The 16,278-nt window shown below is 71.8% G+C and carries 13 protein-coding genes; 11 read left to right on the forward strand and 2 right to left on the reverse strand.

The genetic code is table 11. The features are described from left to right. The first annotated feature begins 67 nt into the window (after positions 1-67). From ABZ656_RS26285 to ABZ656_RS26300, 4 genes are all read left to right on the forward strand, one after another. Positions 68-697: a hypothetical protein gene (locus tag ABZ656_RS26285; RefSeq protein WP_101402992.1), complete on the forward strand. Its 630-nt coding sequence runs from the start codon at positions 68-70 to the stop codon at positions 695-697. A gap of 168 nt (positions 698-865) precedes the next feature. Then, entirely contained in the window at positions 866-1,747 is an 882-nt protein-coding gene (locus ABZ656_RS26290) for a universal stress protein (protein ID WP_101402993.1), read from the forward strand. 86 nt (positions 1,748-1,833) lie between these two features. Next, the gene (locus tag ABZ656_RS26295) at positions 1,834-2,868 is read left to right on the forward strand and encodes a zinc-dependent alcohol dehydrogenase (RefSeq protein ID WP_360270893.1); all 1,035 of its coding nucleotides are present in this window, start codon (positions 1,834-1,836) and stop codon (positions 2,866-2,868) included. Positions 2,869-2,873: 5 nt separating this feature from the next. Further along, positions 2,874-3,761, forward strand: a complete 888-nt coding sequence (locus ABZ656_RS26300) for a universal stress protein (protein ID WP_101402995.1) — start codon at positions 2,874-2,876, stop codon at positions 3,759-3,761. 5 nt (positions 3,762-3,766) lie between these two features. Here the strand turns inward: ABZ656_RS26300 and ppk2 are convergent, their stop codons facing one another. After that, positions 3,767-4,570, reverse strand: coding sequence for a polyphosphate kinase 2 (ppk2, locus tag ABZ656_RS26305; protein ID WP_360270895.1), 804 nt, complete (start codon positions 4,568-4,570; stop codon positions 3,767-3,769). A gap of 85 nt (positions 4,571-4,655) precedes the next feature. Here ppk2 and ABZ656_RS26310 point away from each other — a divergent pair, with 85 nt between their 5' ends. Genes ABZ656_RS26310 through ABZ656_RS26325 form a run of 4 tightly spaced genes read left to right on the forward strand, consistent with a single transcriptional unit; the run spans position 4,656 to position 11,247 of the window. Further along, positions 4,656-7,055, forward strand: coding sequence for a phosphoketolase family protein (locus ABZ656_RS26310; protein ID WP_360270897.1), 2,400 nt, complete (start codon positions 4,656-4,658; stop codon positions 7,053-7,055). 54 nt (positions 7,056-7,109) lie between these two features. After that, on the forward strand, positions 7,110-8,126 hold the full coding sequence (gene gap / locus ABZ656_RS26315) for a type I glyceraldehyde-3-phosphate dehydrogenase (RefSeq protein ID WP_360270899.1): 1,017 nt from the start codon (positions 7,110-7,112) through the stop codon (positions 8,124-8,126). Then, on the forward strand, positions 8,123-8,866 hold the full coding sequence (locus tag ABZ656_RS26320) for an HAD-IA family hydrolase (RefSeq protein WP_101402998.1): 744 nt from the start codon (positions 8,123-8,125) through the stop codon (positions 8,864-8,866). The genes gap and ABZ656_RS26320 overlap by 4 nt, the downstream gene beginning before the upstream one ends. 2 nt (positions 8,867-8,868) lie before the next feature. Then, positions 8,869-11,247 (forward strand): glycosyl hydrolase family 65 protein, encoded by a 2,379-nt coding sequence (locus ABZ656_RS26325; RefSeq protein WP_101404056.1) that lies wholly within the window; start codon positions 8,869-8,871, stop codon positions 11,245-11,247. Between the two features lie 15 nt (positions 11,248-11,262). Here ABZ656_RS26325 and ABZ656_RS26330 read toward each other — a convergent pair whose 3' ends face one another. Further along, positions 11,263-11,994, reverse strand: a complete 732-nt coding sequence (locus tag ABZ656_RS26330) for a universal stress protein (protein ID WP_101402999.1) — start codon at positions 11,992-11,994, stop codon at positions 11,263-11,265. Positions 11,995-12,164: 170 nt separating this feature from the next. Here ABZ656_RS26330 and ABZ656_RS26335 point away from each other — a divergent pair, with 170 nt between their 5' ends. From ABZ656_RS26335 to ABZ656_RS26345, 3 genes are read left to right on the forward strand one after another with little or no spacing between them, the layout of a single operon-like run. Beyond that, complete coding sequence (locus ABZ656_RS26335) at positions 12,165-14,858, forward strand: GNAT family N-acetyltransferase (RefSeq protein WP_360270902.1); 2,694 nt, start codon at positions 12,165-12,167, stop codon at positions 14,856-14,858. A 12-nt stretch (positions 14,859-14,870) separates the two neighbouring features. Then, complete coding sequence (locus ABZ656_RS26340) at positions 14,871-15,602, forward strand: CBS domain-containing protein (RefSeq protein WP_101403001.1); 732 nt, start codon at positions 14,871-14,873, stop codon at positions 15,600-15,602. A 26-nt stretch (positions 15,603-15,628) separates the two neighbouring features. Next, on the forward strand, positions 15,629-16,138 hold the full coding sequence (locus tag ABZ656_RS26345; RefSeq protein WP_101403002.1) for a flavodoxin domain-containing protein: 510 nt from the start codon (positions 15,629-15,631) through the stop codon (positions 16,136-16,138). The last annotated feature ends 140 nt before the right edge of the window (positions 16,139-16,278 follow it).

A 16,278-nucleotide genomic window follows, 5' to 3' on the forward strand; every position in this document is an offset into this window, starting at 1 on the left:
CGCCACCAGAGTGGTCGCTGTCGGGCACCGGTCCGACACTCTCCGATTCCCCGAAGGGATCACCGCCATGGCCGTGCACGAGCACCCTCACCGGAGCCCGGGGTTCCACCTGCCGTCATTCCGCAGGAACCGGGCCGCGTCCACCTCTGAGTCCGCCGTGTCGGCGAGCACCGACACGCACACCCTGCGGGCCTACTCCTTCGCCTCGCTGCGCCTGCTGACCGGATTCGTCTTCCTGTGGGCGTTCCTCGACAAGACCTTCGGGTTCGGCTATGCCACCCCCTCCGGCAAGGGCTGGATCGACGGCGGCTCGCCGACCAAGGGCTTCCTCAGCGGCGTCGCCGCAGGGCCGATGGAGTCCACCTTCCACTCCTGGGCGGGCGACACCTGGGCGGACTGGCTGTTCATGGCCGGACTGCTCGGCATCGGGCTCGCCCTGGTCGGCGGGATCGCGCTGCGCCTGGCAGCGGTCGCGGGCACCGCGATGATGGCGCTGATGTGGGTCGCCGAGTGGCCGCCCGCCAGGCACCTGTCCGACGGCACGGCGAGCATGTCCACCAACCCGTTCGCGGACTACCACCTCGTCTACGCCGTCGTCCTCATCGCCCTGGCACTGGCCGCCGCCGGCGACACCCTGGGCGTCGGCAAGCTCTGGGCCAAGCTGCCGATCGTCCGTGACCACGGCTGGCTGCGCTGACCGCGGAAGGGAGGGCGGCACCCGGAAAGGGCCGCCCTCCCACGCCCGCCCCGCGGGTCCATAGGGCCGATCGGCCCCTTCCGGGGACCTGCGGCCCCTGCACCGCGAACCCCCACGACACGACGCTGGAACCGGGACCTCGCGATCCCGGTTCAGGAGGTGGAGAGCATGCCCCGCAGCGTCACCGTAGGCCTCGACGGCTCGCCCGAGAGTCGTGCCGCCGCCGACTGGGCGGCCCGTGAGGCGAAGCTCCGCGGGCTGGCGTTGAAGCTGGTGAACGTCTGGGAGCCCGCTCCGGAACCCATCGCCCAGGCACTGCTGCCCGGCCCCGAGACCCACCAGCAATGGAGTGAACGGATACTGCGTGAAGCAGCCGACGGACTGCGGGCGGCCCACCCGGGGGTCGACGTGCTCGTGGAGCAGGTCACCGGCCGGCTGGCCGAGGCGCTGATCGACGCCGCGAAGGACGCCGAACCGCTGGTGCTCGGATCCCGCGGTCTGAGCGGGGTGGGCGGCTTCGTGGTCGGTTCCGTCGGCCTGGCCGTCGTGGCGCACGCCGAGCGTCCGGTCGTCCTCGTACGGGCCGCGGAAGACACCTCGGATACCGACTCCGCCGTCCCGCCCTCCCGGCCCGTCGTGCTCGGGCTCGACACCACGGCCCCCGACGACAGCCTGATCGGCTTCGCCTTCGAGGCGGCCCTCCTGCGCGGCGCCTCCCTGCGTGTCGTCCACACCTGGAACGAGCCGCCCTACATCGCGTACGGCGTGCCCCCGGACCTGGAACTGAACGCCCGAATCGGCGCTGAGGAGGCTGCCGCCGTGAGCGAGGTGCTGCGGCCGTGGCGGCACAAGTTCCCGACGGTGGACGTCGTCGAGGACTCCCTGTCCGGGAAGGCGGCCAACCACCTCGTGGACGCCTCCGCAGAGGCCTCCCTGGTCGTCGTCGGCCGCCGCATCCGCCGTTTCCCGCTCGGCGCCCACATCGGGCCGGTCACCCACGCAGTACTGCACCACGCCACCGCCCCCGTCGCCGTGGTCCCGCACGACTGACGCCCGGCACGACTGATCACCCGGCATGACCGATCACCCGACACGACTCACCATCAGACACGCCTCACCAGCCGAGGAGAGACCCCATGAAAGCGGCAGTCGTACGAGCGTTCGGCGAACCCCTGGTCATAGAGGAGCGCCCCGACCCCGAGCCCGGCCCCGGCCAGGTCCGCATCCGGGTGGAGGCCTCCGGGCTGTGCCACACCGACATCCACGCCGCGCACGGCGACTGGCCGGTGAAGCCGAACCCGCCCTTCGTCCCCGGTCACGAGGGCGTCGGGCTGGTCGAGGCCCTGGGCGACGGCGTCACGCACCTCACGCTCGGCCAGCGCGTCGCGGTGCCCTGGCTCGGCTCGGCCTGCGGACGGTGCGAGCACTGCCTGTCCGGCTGGGAGACGCTCTGCGAGCAGCAGGTCAACACCGGATACGGGTGCGACGGCGGCTACGCCGAGAAGATGCTTGCCCGGGCCGACTTCGCCCAGCCGGTGCCCGACGGGATCTCCCCGCTCGACGCCGCCCCGCTCACCTGCGCCGGGGTCACGACGTACAAGGCCCTCAAGGTCGCCGGTGTCGGCCCCGCCCAGCTGGTCGCCATCTCGGGCATCGGCGGACTGGGCCATCTGGCGGTCCAGTACGCGAAGATCGCCGGGGCGACGGTGGCGGCGATCGACGTCACCGACGAGAAGCTCGAACTCGCCTCGGAACTCGGCGCCGACCTCGTCATCGACGCCCGCACACACGACCCGGCCGAAGTGCTCAAGCGGTTCGGCGGCGCGCACGCGGCGATCGCGCTCGCGGTGAACGAGGCCGCGTTCGCCGCCGTGTACGGAGGACTCCGGCGCGGCGGGAAGCTCGTGATGGTGGCCCTGCCCGCGCACGGGACCATCGAGGTCCCGATCTTCGACACCGTACTGAACGGCACGTCGGTGATCGGCTCGATCGTGGGCACCCGGCAGGACCTGGCCGAGGTCTTCGAGCTGCATGCGGCGGGCCGCACCCGGGTCATCCGCGAGTCCCGGCCCCTCGTCTCCGTCAACGAGTCCATCGAGGCGGTGCTGCGCGGTCAGGTCAAGGCCCGGATCGTCTTCGACTTCGATGAAGACTTCGGCGAAGGACGGTGAGGACGGTGGAGCTGCCCCTGGTCGTGGGCGTCGACGGCTCGGAGTCCAGCCTGCGCGCCGTGGACTGGGCTACGGACGAGGCCGCGCTGCGCGGCGTACCGCTGCGCCTGGTGTACGCCTCACTGTGGGAGCGCTACGAGGGCGCCGCGCTCGCCGAGGGCGTCGGCAGGCCCTCGGAGCAGGTGATGGCCGACGGCATCGTCGAGGCCGCCGCGCGACGGGCCCACCGCCGGGCCCCCGAGGTGAAGGTCACCACCGACGTCCTGCCCGACGACGCGGCGAGCGTGCTGCTGAACGAGGCGCACACCGCCGCCGCGCTGGTCGTCGGGTCGCGCGGCCGCAGCGGCCTCGCCGAACTGCTGCTCGGCTCGGTCAGCCTCACGGTCGCCGGCCGCGCCGCGTGCCCGGTGATCGTGCTGCGCGGCAACCAGGACAACCAGGCAAGGGCCGGGACGCACCGGCGCGTGGTCCTCGGAGTCGGAGAAAAGGAGGGACCGCACAGCACGGAGGTCATACGGTTCGCCTTCGAGGAGGCCGAGGCCCGCAAGGCCACCCTGGACGCCGTACGGGCCTGGCGCTGCCCGGCGTACGAGAGCACCGACGACCCCCTGCACGCGGGCGAACCGGCCCGCTTGCACGAGCAGCGGGCCGCGGAGATCCTGGACTCGGCACTGAGCAAGGCCGCGGCCGAGCATCCCGCCGTGGCCCTGATCCGCAGGACCGCCGAGGGCAGCGCCCGCCGGGTCCTGCTGGACGCCTCGGACGACGCCGACCTGCTGGTCGTCGGAGTCCGGCGCCACCACGGACTCGCCGGACTCCAGCTCGGCCGGGTCGCCCACACGCTCCTGCACCACTCGGCCTGCCCGGTCGCCGTAGTACCGCAACGGGGGTGAGCTTCTCAGAGAGTCGCCGCGTGGTCGGGGACGTACGTCTGCAGATCGCGCGGCGGGCGCACGTAGCCCGTCGACGGCGGCCGGGGCGGCAGTTCGAGAACCGGTGGTTTCACCTCGTGGTACGGAACGGAGCCGAGCAGGTGGGCGATCATGTTCAGGCGGGCCCGGCGCTTGTCGTCGCTCTCCACGATGTACCACGGAGCCTCCGAGACGTCCGTGTGCACCAGCATGTCGTCCTTGGCCCGGGAGTACGCCTCCCAGCGGGTGATCGACTCCAGGTCCATCGGGGACAGCTTCCAGCGCCGCGTCGGATCCTTCAGCCGGCGCCGGAACCGCTTCTGCTGCTCCGCGTCGCTCACCGAGAACCAGTACTTGCGCAGCAGGATCCCCTCCTCGACCAGCATCCGTTCGAAGATCGGGCACTGGCGAAGGAAGAGCTGGTGCTCCTCCTTCGTGCAGAAGCCCATGACGTGCTCGACGCCGGCGCGGTTGTACCAGCTCCGGTCGAACAGCACGATCTCCCCGGCGGCGGGCAGATGCTCGACATACCGCTGGAAGTACCACTGGGTGCGCTGGCGCTCGGTCGGCTTGGGCAGCGCCACGGTCCGTGCGACGCGCGGGTTGAGAAGCTCCGACACCCGCTTGATGGTGCCGCCCTTGCCCGCCGCGTCCCGGCCCTCGAAGACCACCACGAGCCGGGCGCCCTCGGTGCGCACCCACTCCTGAAGCTTCACCAGCTCCGTCTGCAGGCGCAGCAGCTCCCGCTCGTACGCCTCAACCGGCACCTTCGCCGTCGTCTCCCCGGCCATGCCGCCTCCTCCGCTCGATCACGCACACCGATGCCACGCCCCGCGACACACCTCGTGACGCACCCCGATGACTTACGGAGTCACCATGCCCAAGGTCGGACCGCCCAAGGTCGAACACCAGGACAGCACCGTACTGACCGACGAGGAACTGCGCACCCTGGACGCCCACTGGCGAGCCGCCAACTACCTTGCCGTGGGCCAGATCTACCTGCTCGCCAACCCACTGCTGACCGAGCCCCTGACCCCCGCGCACATCAAGCCGCGGCTGCTCGGCCACTGGGGCACCTCACCCGGCCTCAACCTGGTGCACACGCACCTCAACCGGGTGATCAAGGCCCGCGGTCTGGACGCGCTGTGCGTGTGGGGCCCCGGTCACGGCGGGCCCGCGGTCCTCGCCAACTCCTGGCTGGAGGGGACCTACAGCGAGACGTATCCGAACGTCTCGCGGGACGCGGCCGGCATGGAGCGGTTGTTCCGGCAGTTCTCGTTCCCCGGCGGAGTGCCCAGCCATGTCGCGCCCGAGACACCGGGCTCGATCCACGAGGGCGGTGAGCTGGGCTATTCCCTCGCGCACGCCTACGGGGCCGCCTTCGACAATCCGGACCTGCTGGTCGCCTGCGTGATCGGGGACGGCGAGGCGGAGACCGGCCCGCTGGCCGCGTCCTGGCACTCCAACAAGTTCCTCGACCCGGTCCACGACGGCGCCGTGCTGCCGATCCTGCACCTCAACGGCTACAAGATCGCCAACCCGACCGTCCTGTCCCGGATCCCGGAGGCCGAACTCGACGAACTGCTGCGCGGCTACGGCCACGACCCGATCCACGTCACCGGCGACGACCCGCACGAGGTCCACCGCGCGATGGCGGACGCCTTCGACCGGGCCCTGGACAGCATCGCGCTGATGCAGCGCACAGCCCGCGAGGACGGCGTGCCCGAGCGGGTGCGCTGGCCCGTGATCGTGCTGCGCACCCCGAAGGGCTGGACGGGACCGGCGGAGGTCGACGGCGTGCCCGTCGAGGGCACCTGGCGCGCCCACCAGGTACCACTGGCCGCGGTCCGCGAGAACCCCGAGCACCTGCGGCAGTTGGAGACCTGGCTGCGCTCGTACCGTCCCCAGGAACTCTTCGACGCCGAGGGGCGGCCGGTCGCCGAAGTCCTCGCCTGCGTGCCCGACGGCTCGAAGCGCCTCGGCGCCACCCCGCACGCCAACGGCGGTCTGCTCCTCCGTGATCTGCCGATCCCCTCCCTCGACCGCTACGCCGTGCCCGTCGACAAGCCGGGTGCCACCCTGCACGAGCCCACCCGGGTCCTCGGCGACCTTCTCGAACAGGTCATGAACGACACCTCCCACCGCCGCGACTTCCGGCTGGTCGGCCCCGACGAGACCGCCTCCAACCGTCTCCAGGCCGTCTTCAACTCCAGCGGCAAGGCGTGGCAGGCCCAGACCCTCCCGGTGGACGAGCACCTGGACCGGCACGGCCGAGTGATGGAGATCCTCTCCGAACACCTCTGCCAGGGCTGGCTGGAGGGCTACCTCCTCACCGGCAGGCACGGATTGTTCTCCTGCTACGAGGCGTTCGTGCACATCGTCGACTCGATGGTCAACCAGCACATCAAGTGGCTCAAGACGTCGAGGGAGCTGGCGTGGCGTGCCCCGATCGCCTCCCTCAACTACCTGCTCACCTCGCACGTCTGGCGCCAGGACCACAACGGCTTCTCGCACCAGGACCCGGGCTTCGTCGACCACGTCCTCAACAAGAGCCCCGAGGTCGTACGCGTCTACCTGCCGCCGGACGCCAACACCCTTCTCTCGGTGGCGGACCACGTGCTGCGCAGCCGCGACTACGTGAACGTCGTCGTCGCCGGCAAGCAGCCGTGCTTCGACTGGCTCTCCATGGACCAGGCCCGCGACCACTGCGCCCGCGGCGCCGGGATCTGGGAATGGGCGGGCTCGGCGAACGGGGACCGCGAACCGGACGTCGTTCTTGCCTGCGCGGGTGACGTCCCCACCCAGGAGATCCTGGCCGCCTCCGATCTGCTCCGACGCCATCTGCCCGAGCTCGCCGTCCGCGTCGTCAACGTCGTCGACATGACCCGGCTGCTGCCCCGCGACGAACACCCGCATGGAATGGGCGACTTCGAGTACGACGGGCTGTTCACCACCGACAAGCAGGTGATCTTCGCCTACCACGGCTACCCCTGGCTGATCCACCGGCTCGCCTACCGCCGCACCGGCCACGCCAACCTGCACGTCCGCGGCTACAAGGAGATGGGCACCACCACGACCCCGTTCGACATGGTCGTCCGCAACGACCTCGACCGCTACCGCCTCGTCATGGACGTGATCGACCGTGTCCCCGGCCTCGGCGTGCGCGCCGCCGCCGTCCGCCAGCAGATGGCCGACGCCCGCACCCGCCACCACGCCTGGATCCGCGAACACGGCACCGACCTGCCCGAAGTCGCCGACTGGACCTGGACCGGCTGATCACCCACCCCACACCCGGCTGAGATCCCTCACACCGCAGAGGAGTTCATCGCCATGACCGTACGCGTCGGCATCAACGGCTTCGGCCGCATCGGCCGCACGTATCTGTGCGCGGCACTCGACCGGGCGGAGGCGGGCACCCAGGACGTCGAGGTGGTCGCCGTCAACGACATCGCGCCGCCCGCCACCCTGGCCCACCTGCTGGAGTACGACTCGACGTTCGGGCACATCGGGCGGGAGGTCCTGCACGACGACAGCTCGATCACCGTCGACGGTCGGCGCATCGCCGTCACTGCCGAACGCGATCCGGCCGCCCTGTACTGGTCCGACTACGGCGCGGGCATCGTCGTCGAGTCCACCGGCCGCTTCCGTGACCGCGACGCCGCCGCCCTTCACCTCAAGGGCGGCGCCCACACGGTGCTGCTCTCGGCGCCCGGCAAGAACGCGGACGCCACCATCGTCATGGGGGTCAACGACGACACCTACGACCCGCACGACGACCGGATCGTGTCCGCCGCCTCCTGCACCACCAACTGCGTCGCGCCCATGGTCAAGGTGCTCCACGAGGCCTTCGGAATCGAGCGCGGCGTGATGACCACCATCCACGGCTACACCAACGACCAGTCCCTGCTGGACGGCCCGCACAAGGACCTGCGCCGGGCCCGTTCGGCGGCCCTGAGCATCATCCCGACCAGCACGGGAGCCGCCCGCGCCGTTGGGCTGGTGCTACCGGAACTGGCCGGCGCCCTGGACGGTATCGCGGTGCGCGTGCCCGTCGAGGACGGCTCGCTCACCGACCTCGCGGTGGTGCTGCGGACGGCGGCGACGGCAGAGGAGATCAACACGGCCTTCGCCGAAGCATCGGAGGGACCGCTGAACGGCATCCTGCGCGTCTCGAAGGCACCGATCGTCTCCCGGGACGTCATCGGCGACCCCGCCTCCTGCGTCTTCGACCCGGCCCTCACCCAGGCCAACGGCACCCTGGTGAAGGTCTTCGGCTGGTACGACAACGAGTGGGGCTACACCAACCGCCTCCTCGACCTCACCGCACTGGTGGCCGACGACCGATGAGCTCGGAGCGGAGCGGCACGGCCCGCGTGCCCCGTGCGCTGCAGGGGACGCGGGCCGTGGTCCTCGACACCGACGGCGTCATCACGGACTCCGCGCGGGTGCACGCCGCCGCGTGGAAGACGGCCTTCGACGCCTTTCTGAGCCCACGCGGCGAGCGCCCCTTCGACCCGCGCGAGGACTATCTGCGCTACGTCGACGGCAAGTCGCGCCTCGACGGCGCCGCGGCCTTGCTCGAAGCCCGGGGACTGCGGCCCTCCGACGCCGAGGTCCGCGCCGTCGCCGCCCACAAGGAGCGGCTGTTCACCGAGCGGCTGCGTGCCGGGGGCGTCGACGCCTACCCGGGCACGGTCCGTCTGCTGCGCGCCCTGCGGTCCGCCGGGATCCCGCTGGCCGCCGCCTCCGCCTCCCGGCACGCGGCCGAACTCCTCGAACAGGCGGGAGTACGCGGTCTCTTCGACACACTGGTGGACGGAGGGGAGGCCGCTCGGCTGGGTCTGCCCGGGAAGCCCGACCCCGCTCTCTTCCTGGAGGCCACCCGCCGCCTCGGGGTCCCCGCCGAACACGCCGCCGTCGTCGAGGACGCCCTCGCCGGAGTCGAGGCCGGGCGACGCGGCGGATTCGGTCTCGTCGTGGGCGTCGACCGCGCCCGCACCCCGGCCACCCGGACCGCCCTGATCAAGCACGGCGCGGACCTGGTGGTCGACGATCTCGCGGAGCTGCTCGAACAGGAGGGGAAATGAAGATGCCCGACTGGACCTGGGCGTACGAAGGCTACGAGCCCGCTCAGGAGCGGCTGCGCGAGGCGCTGTGCACCCTCGGCAACGGCTACTTCGCCACCCGGGGCGCGGCTCCCGAATGCGTGGCGGACCCCGTCCACTACCCGGGGACGTACGCGGCAGGCTGCTACAACCGCCTCACCTCGGACGTGGCCGGACACCGGGTCGAGAACGAGGACATGGCCAACCTCCCCAACTGGCTGCCACTCCGCGTGCGCACCGCCTCCGGGAACTGGCTCACGCCCGACACCCACAAGGTCCTCGACCACCGCCAGACCCTGGACCTGCGCGCGGGCACACTGGAACGCACGCTGCGCTACGAAGACGAGCTGGGCCGGTGCCTCGCCGTAAGGCAGGTGCGGCTGGTCCACATGGCCGACCCCCATCTGGCCCTGCTGCGCACGGAGTTGACCGCCCAGGGCTGGTCCGGGGAGATCGAGGTCGAGACGGCGCTCGACGGGACGGTCGCCAACACCGGTGTGGAGCGCTACCGCTCCCTCGCCTCCCGGCACCTCACGGACGTCCGGACCGGCACCGCGGCGCCGGACACGATCTGGCTGGACTGCCGGACCAGCACATCCGACATCAGGATCGGCCTGGCGGCCCGCACGGTCGCCGATGCACCCGCCCAGACCGTGGACGCACACGAGGACGCGCGGGCGGGTCAGCTGCTGCGGCTCTCCCTGACCGACGGCCGGACGGTCGCTGTCGACAAGACCGCCGCCCTGCACACCTCCCACGACCCGGCCGTCGAGGAACCGGCGCACGCCGCCCTCGACCGGGTCGGCCGCGCTCCTGACTTCGCGGACCTGCTGGACTCCCACCGCACGGCCTGGCAACAGCTGTGGCGCAACGCCGAACTGGACGTGCCGAACAGTGCGGGCCCGGTGCTGCGGCTGCACCTCTTCCACGTGCTCCAGACGCTCTCCCCGCACACCGCGGAGCTGGACGTCGGCGTGCCGGCGCGCGGCCTGCACGGTGAGGCCTACCGCGGACACGTCTTCTGGGACGAGCTGTTCGTCCTGCCGTACCTCAACCTGCACTTCCCCGAGGTCTCCCGCGCCCTGCTCACCTACCGCCACCGCCGCCTCGAGCAGGCCTGCCGGGCCGCGGTCGACGCCGGGCACACCGGTGCGATGTACCCGTGGCAGAGCGGCAGCGACGGCCGGGAGGAGACCCAGGAACTGCACCTCAACCCGCGCTCCGGCCGCTGGCTGCCCGACCACTCACGGCTCCAGCACCACGTCGGCTCGGCGGTCGCGTACAACGTGTGGCAGTACTGCGAGGCGAGCGGCGACACCGAGTTCCTGCACACCAAGGGCGTCGAGATGCTCGTGCAGATCGCCCGCTTCTGGGCCGGCCTCGCGGTGCACGACGGGACGCTCGGCCGGTACCGGATCCGTGGAGTCGTCGGCCCCGACGAGTACCACGACGCCTACCCCGGCGCCGAGCGGCCGGGACTCGACGACAACGCGTACACCAACGTCACCGCCGCCTGGGTGATCGCCCGCACCCTCGACGTCCTCTACGACCTGCCCGAACTGCCACGCCGGGACCTCTGCGAGCGAACCGGCCTCGACGCGGCCGAACTCGAGAACTGGCAGGAGGTCTCCCGCAAGCTGTACGTGCCCTTCCACGCCGGGGTGATCAGCCAGTTCGAGGGCTACGGCGCACTGAAGGAGCTGGACTGGGACGGCTACGGGAGACGGTACGGCAACATCCGGCGGCTCGACCGGATCCTGGAGGCCGAGGGTGACAGCGTCAACCGCTACCAGGCGTCCAAGCAGGCGGACGTCCTGATGCTGGGCTACCTCTTCTCGCCGGCCGAGCTCGGCGGGCTGTTCCGCAGGCTGGGGCACGAGGTGGACGACACAGTCTGGCGGCGCACCGTCGACCACTACCTGCGGCGCACGAGTCACGGCTCGACCCTGAGCAGCGTGGTGCACGGGTGGGTGCTGGCCAGGGCGCGGCGTGCGGAGGCGTGGGCGTTCGTGCACGAGGCGCTGGCCGGGGACATCGCCGATCTGCAGGGCGGCACCACGGGGGAGGGCATCCACCTCGGTGCCATGGGCGGCACCCTTGATCTCGTCCAGCGCTGCCTGACCGGTCTGGAGACCCGGGGCGGCGTGCTGCGGCTCGATCCGGTGCCGCTGCCGGAGTTCTCCGAGTACGGCTTCGCGATCCGCTATCGCGGCCACCGTGGAGTACAACTACGCCTGACAGCAGATGAGTTGAGGATTGCTGTGCCTGCTTCCGACCAGGACCCGATCGACATCGCCCTCGCGGACCGCACCGTGTCCGTGGCGCCCGGGGAATCCCGCACCCTCACCCTGCCGGACCGGTGACCGGACGGTCCCGCGTCAGCGCGGAATCACGGCCACCGGGCACGCGGTCTGCTCCAGCACGTGCCGCACGGTGGGACCGAGTGTCCGACCCGCGCGGCCGACCACCAGGAGCTCCGCCGGGACCGACGCCTGGAGCAGGGCGGCCGACGGGCTCTGCAGGCGGACGTCCTCGTAGACGTCCACCTGCGGATACTTCTCCCGCCACGGCCGCAGCGCGTCCGACAGCAGCTGCACCTCCTGGTCCTCCCATGCGCCCCGGTCCTCCTCCGGCAGCGCGTACGGCATCCACCGCTCGGCGCGGGAGGGCAGCCGCCAGGCGTGCACGACGTGCAGCCGGGCACCGCGGCGCCGGGCGGCGTCGAAGGCGAAGTCCACGACGGCGCTCACCGGGTCGCGGGCATCCACGCCCAGAACCACCTGGCCCGTACGCCACTCGCCGCCCGTACGGCCGTGGCCGCCGCCCGGCACCAGCACCACCGGCAGAATCGAGCGGGCCGCCACCTCATGGGCCACGGAACCCATGCCCGGCCCCGGGGCACCGTCCTCGCCGCGCAGCCCGAGAACGGTGCACGCGGCCCGCGAGCCCAGAGAGAGCAGCGCCGCGGCGATCCCTCCGGCCGGTTCGGCCCCCTCGATGTGCACGACCCGCAACGGCAGCCCGCGCAGCCGCGCGTCACCCGCCGCCCACTCGGCCGCCGCCCTGCTGGGCGCGGAGGCGTCGACCCCGACAACGATCGGCTCGGTCATGGCAGTTCGTCCCTCCACGTGCACGGGATTCCAGGGTGTCCACCCTCGGCCGTGGACCGGCCCACGAGACAGGGGCCGACCGGCCCATGCGGCGCACCCGACCAGCCCCTGGGGCGGGGCCTCGCGCCGCTGGATGCTCGAAGGGTCGAGAGGTTTCGAGGAGGCCCGAGATGACGGACGACGACCGCGACCGCCCCACCGTGCACGCCCTGCTCTCGGACGGCACCACCGTGTGCATACGGCCCGTGCGGTCCGGTGACCACGAGCAGCTGCGAGGGCTCTACGAGGAGATGTCACCGGAGAACCTCCGGCTGCGGTTCTTCGCCGCCAGCCGCCGCTCCGCCGACCTGGCCGCCGAACGGGCCGCGGCGCCGGCCCGCCCCGGATACCGGGCGCTGCTCGCCGAGACACAGGGCCGGGTGATCGGCCTGGCCGAGTACGAGACCGTCGACGACCCCGAGACGGCCGAGATGTCGATCGCCGTGGCCGACGGGCTGCACCACCGGGGTGTCGGCACCCTCCTGGTCGAACACCTCGTCTCCGCCGCCCGTGCGGACGGTGTCACCACGTTCACCGCCGACGCACTCAGCGAGAACTACGAGGTGCTGCGGCTCTTCACCGACCTGGGCCTGCGCGCCGGACGCCGGTTCGAGGGTCCGGAGGTGCGCTGCACCATCGCGCTCGACGAGGACGACACCTACCTCGCGGCCGTCGAGGCCCGTGGCCGGGCCGCCGACGTCGCCAGCCTGGAACCGCTGCTGCGCCCCGACGCGGTCGCCGTGGTCGGCGCCGGACGCAGGCCAGGATCGGTGGGGCGGGCTCTCCTGCACCATCTGCACGCGGGGGGCTTCACCCGACGGCTCTTCGCGGTGAACCCCCACGTCTCCTCGGTCCTCGGCGTGCCCTCCTACCCGTCGGTCAGCGCACTGCCCAAGGTCCCCGATCTCGCGGTCCTCGCGATACCCGCGGACGCTCTGCCCGCCACGGCCGAAGAGTGCGGCAAGGCCGGCGTACGGGCGCTGCTCGTGGTGACGGCCGGGCTCGACCCCGACCAGGCGGAAGAGCTCATGACCGCGTGCCGTACCTACGGCATGCGGCTCGTCGGTCCCAACTGTCTCGGCATCTCCAACACCGACCCGAGGCTCCGCCTCGACGCCACCTTCGCGGCCGATCACCCGCGCCCCGGCACGGCGGGCGTCGCCGTACAGTCCGGCGGCGTGGGCATCGCCCTGCTCGACGGGCTGTCCCGGCTCGGCATCGGTGTCTCGTCCTTCGTGTCGCTCGGCGACAAGTACGACGTCAGCGGCAACGACATGCTCCAGTGGTGGGAGAGCGACGGCCGTACCGACCTGGCCCTGCTGCACCTGGAGTCCTTCGGCAACCCGCGGGCCTTCTCCCGCACAGCCCGGCGAGTGACCCGCCGGATGCCCGTCCTGACCGTCGACGCGGGCCGTACCGAGGCCGGCCGCCGTGCCGCCGCCTCGCACACCGCGGCCGCGGCGACCCGGACCATGACCCGACAGGCGCTGTTCACCCAGGCGGGCATCACCGCAACCCGCTCGGTGGGCGAACTCCTCGAAACCGCCGCGCTGTTGCACGCCCAGCCGCTCCCGACCGGGACCCGGGTGGCGATCGTCACCAACGCGGGCGGCGCGGGTGTCCTCGCGGCGGACGCCTGCGCCGAAGCCGGACTGTCCCTGCCCGCCCCCACCCCCGAGCTGATCGACGATCTGCTCGCCGTGCTGCCCGAAGGAGCGGCCGTGGGCAATCCCGTCGACGCCACGGCGGCCGTCACGGAGGACCAGCTCAGGGACTGCGTGGACCGGCTGGTGCGGTACCCGGGCATCGACGCCGTGCTCCTGGCCCTCGTCCCCACCGCGGTCGCCGTGGCGACCGGTGACGACCTCGTCCGCGCCCTCACCGATGGCCCGGGCCGGCGGGAACGGCCCGTCGCCGTCGTACGCCTTGAGCAGGACCTGCCGGTCAGGCTGCTGCCCGCGCGGGAGGGCGGCGCCATCCCCTCGTACGCCGAACCGGTCGCGGCGGCACGGGCCCTGACGCACGCCGCCCGTCGCACGACCTGGCTGAACCGGCCGGCGGGCACGATCCCGGACCTGGTGGAGGTCGACACGGCCTCGGCGCACACGGTCGCCGAGACCTACCTCGCCGCCCATCCGGACGGCGGCTGGCTCGACCCGCGCACGTGCGCCGAACTCCTCGCCTGCTACCGCATTCCGCAACTTCCGTGGGCCTGGGCCGAGACCGAGGACGACGCCGTCATCGCCGCCGAACGGCTGCGCGGTGCCGACGGCCGCGTGGTCATGAAGGCCCACTGGCCCGGCCTGGTCCACAAGACCGAACAGCACGCGATCCATCTCGACCTCCAGGGCGACGCCCAAGTGCGCGCCGCGTTCAGGGACTTCGAGACCCGGTTCGCCGGACTCATGACCGGAGTCGTCGTCCAGCCGCTGGCCGCGCGCGGCACCGAAGTGTTCGCGGGCGTGGCGCAGGACGACGTCTTCGGCCCCTTGGTGCTCTTCGGGCTCGGCGGTACGGCGACCGAGGTGCTGGCCGACCACGCCGCCCGCCTCGCCCCGCTGACCGACCACGACGTGCACGACCTGATCACCACGCCGCGCTGTGCGCCCCTGCTGCTGGGCTCGCACGGCGGCCGGCCGGCCGATCTCCAAGGCCTCGAACAGCTCCTGCTGCGGCTGTCCCGCATGGCGGGCGACCTGCCGCAGCTCGCCGAGGCCGACTTCAACCCCGTCCTGGCGACACCTGCGGCGGTCACCGTGCTCGACGCACGCGTCCGCCTGCTGCCGCGCCGCGCCCAGGACCCCTATCTGCGCCGACTGCGCTGAGGAGGAACAGAGATGAGGCAGAACAAGGTCGGATCGGTGATGGCCACGGAGGTCGTCACGGCCCGGTACGGCACCCCCTTCAAGGAAGTGGCACGGCTGCTCACCGAGCACCGCATCAGCGGCCTGCCGGTGATCGACGAGGACGACAAGGTCCTCGGTGTGATCTCCGAGACCGACCTCATGGTCCGGCAGGCGGGTGTACCGGACCCCTACGAGACGCCGCGCCGCTTCCGGTTCACCGGGATGACCCGCGGAGCCCGACGGCAGGCCGCCAAGGGGCACGCCCGTACCGCCGGACAGCTGATGTCCGTGCCACCGGTCACCGTGGGCGCCGACGACACCATCGCCGAGGCCGCCCGGACCATGGCGCGCAGCCGCGTGGAGCGGCTGCCGGTGGTGGACGACGAGGACCGGGTCGTCGGCATCGTCACCCGGCGCGACCTGATCCAGGTCTTCCTGCAGCCGGACGACGTGATCCGCCGCGAGGTGATCGACGAGGTGCTGGTCCGCACACTGTGGCTGCCCCCCTCGACCGTCGCGGTCGACGTGCACGAGGGCGTCGTCACCCTCGACGGCCATGTGGAGCGCCGGAGCGAGGCGGAGATCGCCGTCTCCATGACCGACAGGATCGACGGCGTGGTCGCGGTGGTCGACAAGCTGACCTACCGGATGGACGACTCGCATCTGCGGCCGGACGAGCCGGCCCTGCACGGTGTCACCGAGGAATGGCTGCGCAAGCTGTGAAGCGGGGCGAGAGGAGGGGTACCGCCATGCCGACCAAGGTGCTCGTCGTCCATGGGACGACGAACGGATCGACCGCGCGGATCGCGGAGACCATCGCGGAAGTCCTGCGCAAGGGGGGTGTGTCCACCGAGGTGTTGCCCGCTCACTCGGTGACGGACGTCGAGTCGTACGACGCCGTGGTCGTGGGCGGTGGACTGTACGCGGGCCGCTGGCACAAGGACGCCCGCCGCTTCGTCCGTCGGCACGGCCGAGTGCTGGCCGGGCGTCCGCTGTGGTTCTTCAGCAGCGGTCCGCTCGACGCCTCGGCCACGGAGAAGGACATCCCGCCCGTCCCCGGAGTGCGGCGGGCCATGACCCGGCTCGGCGTCCGTGCGCACGTCACGTTCGGGGGCTGCCTGGAGGAAGGGGCCAAGGGATTCGTCGCCCGGAAGATCGTTTCCTCGGGGAAGGGCGGGGACTTCCGTGACTTCGGGCAGATCGAGGCGTGGGCCACGGACATCGGAACCGTACTGGCGTCCGGAGCGCGGTCGGGTTGAACCCCCGTGCCGCTTCGGGACCGGGCGCAACCGGAACCTTTCGGGTTGCGCCCTGACGGCGTCCTGAAGCCTGATGCGGCCGGACGAGACCCTGGTGACGGCTTGATGGCCTGACGGCCTGAACTACGCTCAGGATTCCC

The organism is Streptomyces sp. NPDC007095, assembly GCF_040634475.1.
Taxonomy (GTDB): Bacteria; Actinomycetota; Actinomycetes; order Streptomycetales; family Streptomycetaceae; genus Streptomyces.

What these genes read in the sequence shown, in the direction of transcription:
- ABZ656_RS26285 (WP_101402992.1), top strand. Translation starts at nt 68, where the DNA reads ATGGCCGTGCACGAGCACCCTCACCGGAGCCCGGGGTTCCACCTGCCG.
- ABZ656_RS26290 (WP_101402993.1), top strand. Translation starts at nt 866, where the DNA reads ATGCCCCGCAGCGTCACCGTAGGCCTCGACGGCTCGCCCGAGAGTCGT.
- ABZ656_RS26295 (WP_360270893.1), top strand. Translation starts at nt 1,834, where the DNA reads ATGAAAGCGGCAGTCGTACGAGCGTTCGGCGAACCCCTGGTCATAGAG.
- ppk2 (WP_360270895.1), bottom strand. Translation starts at nt 4,570, where the DNA reads ATGGCCGGGGAGACGACGGCGAAGGTGCCGGTTGAGGCGTACGAGCGG.
- ABZ656_RS26310 (WP_360270897.1), top strand. Translation starts at nt 4,656, where the DNA reads ATGCCCAAGGTCGGACCGCCCAAGGTCGAACACCAGGACAGCACCGTA.
- gap (WP_360270899.1), top strand. Translation starts at nt 7,110, where the DNA reads ATGACCGTACGCGTCGGCATCAACGGCTTCGGCCGCATCGGCCGCACG.
- ABZ656_RS26320 (WP_101402998.1), top strand. Translation starts at nt 8,123, where the DNA reads ATGAGCTCGGAGCGGAGCGGCACGGCCCGCGTGCCCCGTGCGCTGCAG.
- ABZ656_RS26325 (WP_101404056.1), top strand. Translation starts at nt 8,869, where the DNA reads ATGCCCGACTGGACCTGGGCGTACGAAGGCTACGAGCCCGCTCAGGAG.
- ABZ656_RS26330 (WP_101402999.1), bottom strand. Translation starts at nt 11,994, where the DNA reads ATGACCGAGCCGATCGTTGTCGGGGTCGACGCCTCCGCGCCCAGCAGG.
- ABZ656_RS26335 (WP_360270902.1), top strand. Translation starts at nt 12,165, where the DNA reads ATGACGGACGACGACCGCGACCGCCCCACCGTGCACGCCCTGCTCTCG.
- ABZ656_RS26340 (WP_101403001.1), top strand. Translation starts at nt 14,871, where the DNA reads ATGAGGCAGAACAAGGTCGGATCGGTGATGGCCACGGAGGTCGTCACG.
- ABZ656_RS26345 (WP_101403002.1), top strand. Translation starts at nt 15,629, where the DNA reads ATGCCGACCAAGGTGCTCGTCGTCCATGGGACGACGAACGGATCGACC.